Source organism: Neobacillus rhizosphaerae (assembly GCF_937468385.1).
Taxonomy (GTDB): domain Bacteria; phylum Bacillota; class Bacilli; order Bacillales; family Cytobacillaceae; genus Neobacillus; species Neobacillus rhizosphaerae.
The window spans coordinates 429608-444165 of sequence record NZ_CALBWS010000001.1 but is presented as its reverse complement, the minus strand read 5'-3'; the positions used below and the strand labels follow the sequence as shown (position 1 = coordinate 444165).

Sequence of the window (14558 nt, the reverse complement as noted above, 5' to 3'; positions counted from 1 at the left end):
AGCCAGGTTAGAAAAAGTGTGTGGCAATTCTTTAGGTTGATTTGTCACCCTGTTGATTGGAGTGGAGGGCACTCGACTCCTGCGGGATAGAGAGGTCACGGGAGACCCCGCAGGCGCCAATAGCGCCGAGGAGGCTCCCGGACCTCCCCGCGGAAAGCGAGTGCCCGGAGCGGAAATCAACAGGCCAGTTAGCAGGGTCAATCCATTATTAAAAAATTGCCGAGAAAAATACTCTTTTTCGACAATCTGAGCAGTTTAAAACTGCTTTTTTTTGTCTTACAAGGAAAATATTCCATAACTGATTGCATTTTTTTGTCAAAGGTGTAAAAATACACTAAAGAGAACTGTTATTGGAAGTGATGTGGTTTTGAAAAATAGAAAATAAAAAACTTTAAACATTGTAGTGCAATAGAGAGTAATATTCGTCTATTTTATAGTCATGTATTTATAGGGGGAATTGATTTGTTAAAGAAGAAGGTATTATTTGTTTTTTTATTGTGTCTGGTTATATTAACCCAAGCAGTCCAACCCACAAAGGCTGAAGGAAGTTTTATTAAAATATCCGTTAAAGAAGGCTATGCAGGAAAGGTAAAAAGCGGCCGCGGCTTCCCAGTTCAAGTGACGGTTGAAAACAGCGGAGCAGATTTTACCGGCGATATCCTTTTCAACTTTGCATCATCCTATAATTCAAACGGAGCAAAAGTTTTATCAATAGATGTGCCGAAGGGGAGCAAAAAAACGTATTCGCTTTCATTACCTGCCTTTTCAGAAGAGTATTACAATAATAATACTCAGGTAAAACAATCAATCTTTTTATACAAAGGAAGCTGGAAGGACGATCATGAGCAAGCCTTTATCGGAGATAAAAAACTAAAGCCAAAATATATAGACCAGGGTAGCCGTACGCTTGGGATGTTAAGTGAGGATTCCGATCGTCTTAAAGAATTGAAAGTCATGGCAACGAGCAATCAAATCGAAACGATTGTTCTAACTGAAGAGATGATTCCTGATGATGAACTTGGCCTTGATTCACTAGATTACATAATGATTGATGAGTTTGGTATTTCCAAACTAAAAAACACAAAACAGCAAGCGATCCTGAAATGGGTTCAAAATGGCGGCAAATTAATTGCCGGTGCAGCCCCAAATGCAGCTGGTTCTTATGGAAGCCTGTACCAGGTATTGCCGATGAAACCAGATAAAGAGGTGCTCACGGATACAAAGTTTTTTCAAGCAACACCGACATTACCCCCTTTTAAAGACATTCCTGTCTTTGTTGGCCAGTTGGATAAGGGGGCAAATGTTGCCGTAAAAAGCGGAGATTTACCGATGGTTGTTCATAAAGGTTATGGTTCAGGTGAAATTTGGCAAACAGCCTTTTCACTTGGCGATGAACCACTCTCCTCGTGGAAGGATTATGGTCACTGGTTTGCCGTCAGCCCTATGCTAAAAGGTACTTCTACTTTTCAATTTCAAAAGGGTGGACCAAACCCCTTTGACATGTTGTTCAATGAATTTGCAGAAGTAAATGAATACTTTGCGTCATCACAATTTTCAATAGGGCAGATAAGTTTGTTCCTTTTGGTGTATCTTTTGCTGCTCGTTCCATTTCTATATTTCTTGTTAAAAAGGCTGGATAAACGCGAGCATGCATGGTGGATTATTATGGGTGTGGCATTCATTTCATCTGTGGGTATCTTTGTCATCGGAGCAAAAGACCGAATTGCTAAACCGCAAATGAACCAAACAGGAATTTATAAGACAGAAAATGGCCAGTTAAATGGTTTCGAGGCAGTTACCTTCCTTTCTAATACTGGCGGTGATTACCAGCTTGACTTTTCCAAGGGGAAGTTCTATGGGGTACCGGGTTCATCGATGATGCCAGTTAATGATGGAAAACGATATGCTGTTTTAGAAAATGGCAGAAAAACCAATAGTGTCACTTTTCCGAATGTGGAATATTGGTCAACTAGAACCTATTTTGGGCAGGCTTCCAAACAAAACGCCGGTCAATTTGATATCAATCTCTCCTATGAAAATAAAAAACTATCCGGAAAAATTGTCAATCATTTCCCATACGATTTTGAAGAATTATATATTTGGTCAGGCGGGAAAAAAATCAAGGTGGGACCAGTAAAAAGTGGGGAAAGTGTATCTGTTAACGAAACAATGCAACAGGATTATTTGGCTGGACCTTATAGCCAGGGGAATTCCTACAAACAGCCCACTTCCCAGCAGGAGGTGGATGAATTAAAAAGAGAAAAAATGGAATATGCTGCCATTGAATTTCTTTACAACAACTCGCAATCAGAAAATCAGCCGATTCTATATGGCTATACAAAAGATTCTGTCATCAAGGCAGATATAAAGGGAAAAAACGAGGCGAGAAAAGGCCTAAGTTTAATCTACCAAACACTAAATATACAAACGAAGCTATCCGGTTCATTCACCATAAAGGATGACATGCTCAAGAACCACATTAATACCATTCGTGGTGGGATTATCAATGATATGACAGGTAGACGCAACGAAATGGAGCTTGATGATGGCGAGTATGATTATGTCTTAGAACTCCCTAGTCAATTGGCGAAAATGAATCGTAAGCTCAAAGAATTAGAAATCACTTGGCAAGGTGCTAATGTCACCTACTCGCTTCTCAATCATAAAACGGGCACGTTTTTACCATTACCTAAATCACATACAACAATAAAAGAACATCTTGATCAATATATTTCCGAGGATGGAGCAATCATTATCAAATTAATAAAAGCAGGACAAGGTGACCCTCTCGTAAGGATGCCTGAGCTTTCAATAAAGGGGGAAATCAACTCATGATTGAAATCGTCGACTTAACCAAAAGGTATGGAAAATTTACTGCGCTTGATTCATTAAATCTTACCATTGAAAAAGGCTCCGTTTTTGGCTTTGTCGGACAAAATGGTGCTGGTAAATCTACCACTTTTTCCATTTTAGCCACATTGCTGTCTCCAACCTCGGGAACAGCATATATTAATGGTTATAATATATCTAAGGAACCTAAAGCAGTCCGCAGACAATTAGGGTATATGCCCGATTTCTTTGGCGTGTATGACCAGTTAAAGGCAGTAGAGTATTTGGATTTCTATGGGGCAAGCTATGGAATTAGCCAGAGCGAAAGAAGCAAATTGATTCCCCAACTTCTTGAATTAGTGAATTTAACGCACAAACAAGATTCCTATGTTGATGTGCTTTCAAGGGGAATGAAGCAGCGACTTTGCCTTGCAAGGTCATTGATTCATGATCCAGAGGTACTCATTCTTGATGAACCTGCATCCGGTCTTGACCCGAGAGCACGAGTGGAAATGAGAGAAATCTTAAAAGAATTAAAGAATATGGGAAAAACCATTTTAATCTCTTCACATATTCTTCCTGAACTTGCGGAAATGTGTGATTCTATCGGAATTATTGATCAGGGACGATTAGTAGCACAAGGATCAGTTGCCGAAATCCAACAACGTCTCCAAGGAGAAAAACTAATAATTGTCAAGCTGTTCCATGAATTAGACAGAGCGGTAGCTTTTTTCGAAGACCAACCGCTTGTGAGCCAATTAGCGAAAAGGGATGATGAAGAATCGCTCCAATTCATGTTCAAGGGTAGTGTGCAAGAACAGGTACAATTGTTAAAAAATGCTCTTTTGCATGAAATACCGATAATCAGTTTTTCTGAAATTGAAACGAATCTGGAAGATGTCTTTATGGAAATAACGAAAGGAGTGGAGCTATCTTGAGAAATTTTCTTCTTAATCCCGTTTTAAATAAGGAATTTAAGCTAAGGTTCCGCTCATTTAAAAGTTTTCTAGGTCTTGCTTGTTATTTACTGGCACTTTCCATTTTGATTATTGGGTTTATTTATTTAGTAACTCGGAGCTCTCCGCTGGGCTTATTTCGACCAGATCAAAGTAAAACGATGTTTATGCTGTTGTCTTTTATCCAAATGGGATTAATTCTTTTTATTACTCCAGGGTTAACCGCAGGAGTAATCAGCGGGGAACGGGAAAAGCAAACATTAAACATTTTATTAACAACGAATCAAAGTTCCACAAGTATTATCTTGGGAAAACTGATTTCGTCTGTTTCGTTTTTATTACTGATGATATTGGCAAGCATGCCTATTTATAGCATTGTCTTCCTGTTTGGCGGGATTTCCCCCGGACAAGTAATCACCATTCTTGGCTACTATATCTTTACCATACTAGCTTTTGGAAGCATTGGTATCTTTTTCTCCACCCTGGTCCGGAGAACCATTATTGCGATGATTAGTACGTACGGAGTAACCCTTTTCCTGACTGCGGGAACAGCCTTTTTGTTTTCGATTTCGTTGTCTGTCAATCAAATGGGCATTACCACTAATAATCCCGTTCCCTATTTCTTTGCTATGCTCAATCCGGCGATGATTTTATTCAGTTTTCTAGAACCGGATGCATTTAGAGAACTATCTAGTCAAACCGGGATGGGAATCGATTTTCCATTATGGGCAGCCTATTTGATTTCTTATACGATTATTTTTCTTGTTATGATGTTTATAAGTATCCGGAAACTACGTCCAAATATGAAAGTAAAGTCTAAAGGATAAGGATGAGGTAAATGGAGGAAAAAAGGCAGTTTTATCAATTGCTGAAGCCTGTTCGCAGACAGCTCCTAATCAAAAGGTCGTTCGTGCAGTTCCACTACTGGCTTCTAGCAGCCTCAGTCTTCACGGTGCTACTCCTTTTGGCAGCAAGGTTATTCGTAATCCCTTTCTACCATGAAATGGTTTGGTATGGTTGTTTCCTCCTCCTCATTCTATTTATCTTCCTAATTTGGAGGAGTAGACCGGGGTGGAGGGAAGCGGCTCAGCTTTTTAATACGTATATTCCTGAAGACCGTGTTATTACGGCCCTTTTCTTTATTGATGATGATGGAGTGCTGAAGAAATTGCAGCTTGCGGAAGCGATTACCCTAATGAAGAAGGAACAGCAGCATGTTTTAGCACGGAAAAAAGGCTATTTTTTGCCAAAGTGGCTATTCATAGCTGCTGTTTTTGCCTTTCTTTCCATACTCCTTAATTATTTTCCAAATCATAATCTTCAATTAGCGGCAAAAAAAGAAACGGAAATAGCGGTAATGAAGAAAGTCGAAAAGAAGCTGGAAGAAAAGGCAAAAAAAGAACAAAACCCTGAAGTGAAAAAAATGCTAGAAAAAGCAAAGGAAATAATGACTAAAAACCCCACAACTGAAGACGCATTATTAGACCTTGCAAAGCAAAAAAAGGAACTGGAATTAAAGGCACTGAAGGAACAAGAAAAACAAGAAAACCTTAAAGCATGGCAGCAGGAATTGAAAAACGCTGATTTAAATAAATTGGCAGCCGCACTGGAAGCGAAGGATAATAAAAAGATCAAAAAGGAACTGGAACAGTTAACTCAAAAATATGATTCATTAACTGAAAGCCAAAAGAAGGCACTCAGCAAGTTGAGTGGTTCAGATAAAAAACTTTCGGAAAAAGAATTAGCAGTGTTGGCTAAAAAGATTTCCGATGCACTAAACTCAGATAATGCAATGAAGGAGCTTGCAGATGCGCAGGCAGCACTAGGAGAGGCATCTGATAACCTGCAAAACGAAATGCTTGCAAGCGGATTACAGTCCAATCAACTAGCCCTAAATCCTCCCACCCAGTCTGCTGGGGGTAAGACGACCAGCCCAAATAGTAAAAATGAGAATCCCACGAGCACACCAAAAGGAAGCGATCAAGGAAAGCAATCATCTAAAAATGGTGCACAAGGGAATGCCGCAGGGAATGGAAACGGCGCAGGGAATGGTGCAGGGATTGGAAATGGAAATGGGTCTGGAAGTGGAACAGGGACTGGTTCCGGCAATGGAAATGGCCGTGGGGCCGGGTTAGGAGCGGGTTCTCGCCAACTTCTAACGATCCCAGAGAAATTAGCTGGTAAAAACAATCTTGAATCAGATTCCGGGACCATTGGTAAGGGAAGTCCGACAGAACAATTTGTAGGAAATGGACCAATTTTAAAAGGGCAGCTTCGTTCCTATCAAGAAGTATATGGGAATTATGCTGCCGCATATCGAAATAGTACCGACCGGGTAAAACTCCCATCAGATTTAGAAGCAATTGTTAAAAACTATTTTTTATTGCTAGATCCTAATAAGGAGTGACAAAATTGTCTCAATTAATAGAGAAAGAAAACCAATTTATCACAGCAGCTGAACAGTTTAAGATGGTAAAGCAAGAGTTAATGAATTTTATTGTCGGTCAGGAGGAAGTGATTGATCAAGTACTTTGGAGTATTTTCTCAGGAGGTCATGCGTTATTGGAGGGGTTACCGGGACTTGGGAAAACGATGCTGGTCCGGTCCATCTCAGCCTGCCTGGATTTATCCTTTAATCGTATTCAATTCACACCTGATTTAATGCCTTCTGATATTACCGGGACGATGATTCTTCAACCTGGAATAGACGGCAGGCAGGAGTTTGCTTTTCATGAGGGTCCGTTGTTTGGCAATATCATTTTAGCTGATGAAATAAATCGGGCAACGCCAAAAACACAAAGTTCACTTTTAGAGGCAATGGCGGAGCAAACAGTAACGGTTATGGGCAGTACTAAACAACTTTCCCAGCCCTTTTTTGTACTGGCAACACAGAATCCGATAGATATGGAAGGAACCTATCCGCTCCCTGAGGCACAAATGGACCGATTTATTTGTAAAATCCATGTGGACTATCCTACGAAAGCTGAATTGAAAGAGATTGCCCTACGAACGACAGGACTAGTGGTACCAAAACTAAATAAAATTTTAGGAACTGCAGACGTTATTGCCTTGCAGCAGCTTTCAAAGGAAATCTTAGTTTCAGATGATTTATTAAATGCTGCCGTGTCTATGATTGATGCTACCCATCCGGCTTCAGCGGATGCCCCAGATAGGATTAAACAATACGTCCAATTCGGAAGCGGGCCGCGGGGATTACAAAGTCTCATCCAAATGGCCAAAACGAGAGCATTATTTTCCGGTAGATACCATGTTTCAATGGGTGATCTAAAGAGGACAGCCATCCCAGTCTTGAGACACCGTTTGTTATTAAATTTTGAAGGAGAGGCAAACGGTATTACACCGGATGACCTGATCCATGATGTATTGGAGCAAGCTGGAAAGGATGTTAGTTAGCGATGACAGCCCATATGCATTCCATGCTTTCAAAGCTGCAAAAAATGAGATTAATGGCGAAAACCAGAAGGCGTGGGGCTCATAAAGGGGGAAGGACGGCGAATAAGTTTGGGACTTCCCTTGAATTTTCTGATTTTCGCCTGTATCAGCCTGGAGATGATGTTCGCCAGATAGACTGGAATATTTATGGCCGGACGCAAAAGCATTATATTAAAAGGTTTTTAGATGAACAGGAATTAGCGGTTACAATCTTTCTGGACGCTTCTAGTTCCATGCAGGCGATTGATTCAAAGTGGAATCGAGCAAAAGAGCTCACAGCCGCCTTTAGTTATATTACACTTACTGGCGAAGACCGCTTGTCGTTCATCCCGGTTTCTTCGGCTTCATACGCAAAGGTAAGCAGAAAAGGGTCCGTATATAGTAAACATGTATTTTTTGAAATCCTCCAGTTACCGAAGCAGGAGGCAGCCGGGACATTTACAGACAACTTTCAAAAAAACACCTTAAAAAATAATCAGCTGGTCATTCTCATCACCGACGGGCTTGAACCGCTTGAATCGTTTGAAGCGCTTTTTCGATTAATTGCTGCTGCTAAACAGGAGGTTAAACTAATCCAACTATTGAGCAGGGAAGAACTCGAACCAATTTATTCGGGTGATTTAAAATTAATTGATAGTGAATCGAATGAAAGTGTGAATGTTACGATGAATGAATCAACTCTCGTAAAATATCAAAAGCAAGTTCAAGAGCATAATTTCATGCTTGAAGCTTTATGCCGCCGTTTTGGCTTTAGTTATTTATTAACGACAGATGATGCTGATTTAAAGAATTTTTTATTTCTTGAGTGTTCCGCGAAAAGAATGCTTTATTAACCAGAGGTGATTAAGATGTACTTTACAAACACACTGTTTTTTATCCTCGTCATTTTGATCGCCTTGGTTGTGTTGTTATACTTTTTCCGTAAACAATACACAGCTGTCATTAATCCATCTAACCTTCTTTGGCAGCAGGCAATGAATGAATGGAATGCCTCGCCCTGGATTCAAAAATTACAGCATAATCTCTTATTTTGGCTGCAAATTGCTGCTCTCACTTTATTAATGCTTGCTTTGGCAAAACCAGTTTGGCTCTCGGAGGGAGTAAAGGGAGAACAGGTCATTTGGATTGTTGATACATCCGCAACCATGTCAGCGGTGAAGGCTGAAAAATCGCTCATTGAACAGTCAAAACAACAGATGAAGCAAATGGTTGATCGCTTAAATGGTCAGGAAGTAACCGTGATTATCGCCGGAGAGAAGCCAAAAATACTTTTGAATCGGGAAACCAATTCAAGCTTGATTCGAAGGACGATTGCGGGGCTTACTGTAACTTACGACCATGAAAATATCGAAAAGGCCGTAAAGCTCGCAGAATCTCTTGTGCAAAACAGCGAAACGGTGATTCATTTATTTTCTGATTCCGTGAAAAAGGAAGACATCCAGGCAGACCTTGATAATATTCCCTATGAAATTCATAATGCTGATGGCATCCAAGATAATGCTGCCATTTTGTCCTTTGGGGTTGCTGGTAAAGAAAAACGAATTTCTGGGCTGGCGGTTTTGGAAAATCAAGGAAAGAAATCGAAGACATTTCCCTTTGTTATTACAAGTGAGGATTCGATCGATTATCAACAGGAAGTAACGATTCCACCTGGAAAACAAGTGGTGATAAATGTTCCTGACTTGCCACAGCGCCGCTTTTATCAAGCTACAATAAAAGCAGGAGATCAGTATGCGGCTGATAATGAATTAACGGCCGTTTACACAGTCTTTAATCCAACCATTCATGCACTTGGTGGGGTGAATCCCTTTTTTATTAAGGGACTAGAAACCCTGGGATTCAAAACGGTACAGCTTGATCAAAACCGATCTTTAGGGTTAAAGGACAGTGGAATCATTCTGGTAGAAGGGCTGCCGCTTGATGACTTACCGAAAATGCCGACCATTTATATCAATAATAAGCAACCTGAGAGTGAACTCTTTGAACTAAAGGAACCGATAACGAGCACGGATTCACCGTTAACAGAATTTGTTGATTTCGACAAAACCTACATAAAGTATGCAACGAGCCCGATAAAGGGGAACTGGGAAAACGTTGTAACCAGTGGCAATCATCCATTGATTCAATCCGGAACACTAAATGGACAGCCGGTTATCCTCGTAAATTTTTCACTTGAAAACACGGATTGGCCGCTTCATCCGGGTTTTCCAATCTTTCTCTATAACAGCTATCAGTGGTTATCAAAGCAAACAGGCTTTCTTGGCTACTTTCAGCCTGGAGAGGAAAAATGGCTTCAGCTTGAAACTAAAAAATCTGTGTTGGAAATTTATAATACCGCTGGAAAAAGCTTATCGTCACTTCAGTTAAATAAGGAAAATTTTAAAGCCCCTTACAAACCGGGCATTTATCAAGCAGTAGCTGATGGTCAAGTCTATTATTTCTCTGTTCTTCTTGATGATCGTGAAAAAAAACCGGAGACTGCCCCATCCTTTATATTGAATAGTTCAAAGACATATGATTCTGAGCAGACGTTGAAGCCAAATGAATCACTATGGTTTTGGCTGACCCTCTGCGTGCTATTACTGCTTATGATGGAATGGGAGGTGTATAGAAGGTGGATTTAGAGCTTAAGTTTCCCATCTTTCTTGTTCTATTAATACCCGCTTTTTTCCTAATCTATCTATATTTTAAACAAATAACCACATCAAGAAGTCCAGAAAAAGTGGTGATTGGCTGCCTTAGAGCTGTTCTATTTTTATTGATTATATTTGCGCTAACTATGCCGCAAATTCTGTTGCCAATCAAAGAGGAAATGATCATTTTTCTTACAGACCGATCAGCAAGTTTTGAAGATGCGGAAAATGGAGTATTGGATTGGCTTGACGAGAGCATCCAATCTAAGAAAGGTAATCAAACATTTGCGGTAGCGTCGTTTGCCGATGGCGCGATTGTCGAACAATCTCTTTCAAATAAAAAAACAGTTTTAGATCAATTTAACGGAAAATTGAAAACTGATGAAACCAATCTCGAAGAGGGAATTAGTTTTGCTGCTTCTATATTGAAACCTGAGCAAAGCGGACGGATTGTCCTGTTATCTGACGGAAATGAGACCGTGGGCAATAGCAAAGAGGCCGCAAAATTATTAAAAAATCAGAACCTTGAGTTAGATTATGTTCAATTCAAGCAAAAATTCCGTGAGGATATGTCCATCACGAAGCTAGATGTCGCTCCTGCCCTTTACGAGGGAGAAAAAGCAAATCTAACTGTATCGATTGCAAGTAACGTTGAAAAAAGTGCTGAATTACGGATTTCAGTAAACAACCAAGATATTCTCCATAAACAAGTATTAGTAAAAGAAGGTCAAAATGAGTTTTCTTTTTCACATATAGCATCCGAACCGGGAATGTCCATTTTTAAGGCGGAATTAGCCGCAGAAGGGGATACTTTTATTGAGAATAATTCCCTGTATGCTGTAACGAATGTCAAGGGAACACCAAGAGTGCTCGTTGTTCAAGGTAATCAGGAGGACCCCTTAGTGAAGATATTACAATCCTCAGGACTAATCGTTGACAGGCTTATTCCTGAGAAGCTTCCAACGACCTTGGCGGGATTTTTACAATACCAATCGATTATTTTTAATAATGTCCCTGGAACGAAGGTCACTGAACAGCAAATGAACTTGATTGAAAAAGCAGTCAAAGAATTTGGGACAGGCTTTGTGATGCTCGGTGGTGAGGACAGCTTTGGCCTCGGCGGCTATTTTAAAACACCAATTGAAAAACTTTTGCCGGTTGATATGGACATTAAAGGGAAGAAAGAGATGCCCTCTCTTGGATTGGTGATTGTCATTGATCGATCCGGTAGTATGAGCGGTAATAAACTGACATTAGCAAAGGAAGCAGCAGCCAGGTCGGTGGAGTTATTGCGAGAAAAAGATACGCTTGGCTTTATTGCCTTTGATGACCGGCCATGGGTGATTGTTGAAACCGCGCCGCTCGAGAACAAGAAGAAAGTGATTGAAAAAATCCGTTCTGTTTCTGTTGGGGGTGGAACGAATATTTATCCTTCCCTTGAAAAGGCCTATCAAGAGTTAAAGGATTTAAAGCTACAACGAAAGCACATTATTTTATTGACGGATGGACAGTCTGCGGCTGGTGGCGATTATCATTCACTGATTGAGGAGGGTAAGAAAAATAATATTACCTTATCAACCGTTGCTTTAGGCTCTGACGCCGATCGAAACCTTTTGGAAGACCTTGCCGGGCAGGGAAAGGGAAGATTTTACGATGTGACAGATGCTTCGGTTATTCCGAGCATTCTTTCAAGGGAAACCGTGATGACAACGAGAACGTATATTGAAGATCATCCTTTTTATCCAGCTGTACAGCCCTACCCGGAATGGAAAACTATTTTTCAAAACGGCATTCCTAAAATGAATGCTTATATCGCTGTAACTGCGAAAACTAGAGCTGAGGTGCCACTCATTAGTGAAAAAAAGGATCCGATTCTTGCCCAGTGGCATTATGGTTTAGGAACGAGCCTTGCCTTTACTTCTGATATGACGGGAAAATGGTCTGGTGACTGGGCAAACTGGGCAAACTGGCCGAATTTTTTGAATCATATTGTTGCAAAGTCACTGCCACATTATGATAGTGAGCCGTTCCGTTTTACAATTGAAAAAGAAAATGGTAACACGGTGGTCCATTTAAAAGCGGAGGATGGGCAATTTCTTCCGCTTGATGTATCAGTTGTTTCGCAAAATGGGATCGTTATGGATACTAATTCTAAACCTACAGCTCCAGGAGAATTTGAAGTGATATTTCCTAATAAACCGGGGATGTATTTTTTGCGGGTGAAACAAACGACCGAGGGTGGACAAGATAAATTATTCCAAACAGGATTTTCGGTACCCTATTCTGATGAGTATTTGTTAAAAGGGACAAATCGTGAGTTATTAAGTGAGTTGGCGGTCCTTACTGGCGGAAAAGAACTTAAAACGGCAAAAGAAGCGTTCAGACCTCTAAAGCAAAAACCTAAAAAGAAAGAATCAATTAGTGAATGGCTCTTACTGGCGGCCTTTCTTCTACTAGTGTTCGAGATTCTGCTCAGGAGATTAGGTTTCCAGCCCTTCGGTTCATTGCTGCACCTGCTAAAGAAAACTTCAAAAAAAGGTGAGCAAGGAGGCACAGAAGTCCTGCAGCAGCTTTCAAGGGCGAAAGCAAAAATAAAAGCTAATGTTGAAAACAAGAGGGAATTTACAAAAGCAGAATCTAAGCAAGAAATAAAGAAGGAAAATCGGCAGGATCAGGAGCAGACCACTCCTGTTAAAAGGAAGCAAACCGTTGCGGTTGTGTCCCCTGAAGAAAAAGAAGAACGAATGAAACGTTTGCTTGAAGCTAAGAAAAGAAAGAAGTAATATAGGAAGGGGAGAATGAAAAGCAGGGGTTATGGGTTGCTAAACACATATATGTAAAGATATTTTCTTGACAGAAATAGTTAGACTGTGTAAACTACTTTTGTAAAGGCTTTTCACTTAACAATGGTATTGGAGGGAACCCTTGCATGATGCTTGAAAAGACAACACGAATGAATTATCTTTATGATTTTTACTATTCGTTGTTAACACCAAAGCAGCAAAGCTATATGTCTCTCTATTATTTAGATGATTACTCCCTTGGAGAAATTGCCGAAGAGTATGATGTAAGTCGTCAGGCCGTATATGATAATATTAAACGGACGGAAGCAATGCTTGAGGAGTATGAAGAAAAACTACAATTATTTCTGAAATTTCAAGAACGCGCGAAACTAATCAGGCACGTAAAAGAATTGCTTATTGAGGAGAACCCTTCAAAGCAGGCGATGTTAGAAACCGTTGCCGAGCTTGAGAAATTAGATTAGGAGGCGGCATGAATGGCATTTGAAGGATTAGCCGACCGACTGCAAAATACAATCCAAAAGATCCGTGGAAAAGGCAAGGTCTCTGAAGCGGATGTCAAAGAAATGATGCGTGAAGTCCGCCTTGCACTACTGGAAGCAGACGTAAATTTCAAAGTCGTTAAAGATTTTGTAAAAAAAGTTAGCGAACGTGCAGTAGGGCAAGAAGTACTAAAAAGCTTAACTCCAGGTCAGCAAATCGTTAAAATCGTTAATGAGGAATTGACTGCATTAATGGGGGGCGAGCAAAGCAAGATTGCTGCATCCAATCGTCCTCCGACTGTCATTATGATGGTTGGGTTGCAGGGTGCTGGTAAAACAACGACAACCGGGAAGCTTTCGCTCTTGCTTCGGAAAAAGTATAATCGCAAACCCTTGCTTGTTGCCGCCGATATTTACCGTCCAGCGGCGATAAAGCAGCTTCAAACTCTTGGCAAACAATTAGACATGCCAGTTTTCTCGCTCGGAGATCAAGTCAGTCCGGTAGAAATTGCCAAACAAGCAATTGAAAAGGCTAAAGAAGAGCATCATGATTATGTCTTGATTGATACTGCTGGTCGACTTCACGTTGATGAAGCGTTAATGGACGAGTTGAAGGACATTAAAGAATTAACTAAACCGGATGAAATTTTTCTTGTTGTTGATGCAATGACTGGTCAGGACGCTGTCAATGTTGCCCAAAGTTTTAATGAACAACTTGGACTCACTGGGGTTGTCTTAACAAAGCTCGATGGTGATACAAGGGGTGGGGCTGCACTTTCAATCCGTGCTGTCACACAAACGCCGATAAAATTTGTCGGACTGGGCGAGAAAATGGATGCGTTGGAACCATTTCACCCTGAACGAATGGCATCAAGAATTTTAGGTATGGGTGACGTGCTGACGCTGATTGAAAAAGCACAGGCAAATGTAGATGAACAAAAGGCAAAAGAGTTAGAACAGAAAATGCGGACCGCAACGTTTACGCTGGAGGATTTTTTGGAACAGCTCGGCCAGGTTCGCAATCTTGGTCCGCTTGATGAATTATTAAAGATGATGCCTGGTGCAAACAAAATCAAAGGTTTGAATAATCTTCAAATTGATGAAAAACAAATAGCCCATGTTGAAGCAATCATCAGGTCGATGACTAAGGCAGAAAAAAATAATCCTGAAATTTTGAACTCAAAACGTAAAACACGGATTGCCAAAGGTAGTGGTCGGACTGTTACTGAGGTCAACCGTTTGCTAAAGCAATTTGAAGATATGAAAAAAATGATGAAGCAAATGACAGGAATGCAACAAAAAGGCAAGAAAAAAGGCGGTTTTAAACTTCCTTTCAAACCGTTTTAAATTCCCTAAAATTGGCAATACTTACTGTAAAGAAAAAACACTTTACAAATGAAATAA

Annotated in this window: 10 protein-coding genes; all 10 read left to right on the top strand. The window is 40.4% G+C overall.

All coding sequences use genetic code 11. From position 1 onward, the window contains the following. The first annotated feature begins 462 nt into the window (after positions 1-462). The 10 genes from M5A78_RS02115 to ffh all read left to right on the top strand — a co-directional run bounded on the left by M5A78_RS02115 (position 463) and on the right by ffh (position 14501). On the top strand, positions 463-2835 hold the full coding sequence (locus tag M5A78_RS02115) for an acyl carrier protein (RefSeq protein ID WP_248733615.1): 2373 nt from the start codon (positions 463-465) through the stop codon (positions 2833-2835). Further along, the gene (locus M5A78_RS02110) at positions 2832-3767 is read left to right on the top strand and encodes an ABC transporter ATP-binding protein (RefSeq protein ID WP_248733614.1); all 936 of its coding nucleotides are present in this window, start codon (positions 2832-2834) and stop codon (positions 3765-3767) included. The genes M5A78_RS02115 and M5A78_RS02110 overlap by 4 nt, the downstream gene beginning before the upstream one ends. Then, the gene (locus M5A78_RS02105) at positions 3764-4612 is read left to right on the top strand and encodes an ABC transporter permease (RefSeq protein WP_248733613.1); all 849 of its coding nucleotides are present in this window, start codon (positions 3764-3766) and stop codon (positions 4610-4612) included. The genes M5A78_RS02110 and M5A78_RS02105 overlap by 4 nt, the downstream gene beginning before the upstream one ends. An 11-nt stretch (positions 4613-4623) precedes the next feature. After that, positions 4624-6192, top strand: coding sequence for a hypothetical protein (locus M5A78_RS02100; RefSeq protein WP_248733612.1), 1569 nt, complete (start codon positions 4624-4626; stop codon positions 6190-6192). Between the two features lie 5 nt (positions 6193-6197). Further along, the gene (locus M5A78_RS02095) at positions 6198-7199 is read left to right on the top strand and encodes an AAA family ATPase (RefSeq protein ID WP_248733611.1); all 1002 of its coding nucleotides are present in this window, start codon (positions 6198-6200) and stop codon (positions 7197-7199) included. A gap of 2 nt (positions 7200-7201) precedes the next feature. Continuing rightward, positions 7202-8071 (top strand): DUF58 domain-containing protein, encoded by an 870-nt coding sequence (locus M5A78_RS02090; RefSeq protein ID WP_248733610.1) that lies wholly within the window; start codon positions 7202-7204, stop codon positions 8069-8071. A gap of 15 nt (positions 8072-8086) precedes the next feature. Beyond that, positions 8087-9862 (top strand): vWA domain-containing protein, encoded by a 1776-nt coding sequence (locus M5A78_RS02085; protein WP_248733609.1) that lies wholly within the window; start codon positions 8087-8089, stop codon positions 9860-9862. Further along, the gene (locus tag M5A78_RS02080; RefSeq protein WP_248733608.1) at positions 9853-12654 is read left to right on the top strand and encodes a VWA domain-containing protein; all 2802 of its coding nucleotides are present in this window, start codon (positions 9853-9855) and stop codon (positions 12652-12654) included. The genes M5A78_RS02085 and M5A78_RS02080 overlap by 10 nt, the downstream gene beginning before the upstream one ends. Before the next feature lie 149 nt (positions 12655-12803). Continuing rightward, on the top strand, positions 12804-13136 hold the full coding sequence (locus M5A78_RS02075) for a putative DNA-binding protein (protein WP_248733747.1): 333 nt from the start codon (positions 12804-12806) through the stop codon (positions 13134-13136). 12 nt (positions 13137-13148) lie between these two features. Further along, positions 13149-14501 carry a signal recognition particle protein gene (ffh, locus tag M5A78_RS02070; RefSeq protein ID WP_248733607.1) on the top strand — a complete coding sequence of 451 codons (1353 nt, stop codon included), beginning with the start codon at positions 13149-13151 and terminating at the stop codon, positions 14499-14501. Positions 14502-14558: the final 57 nt, after the last annotated feature.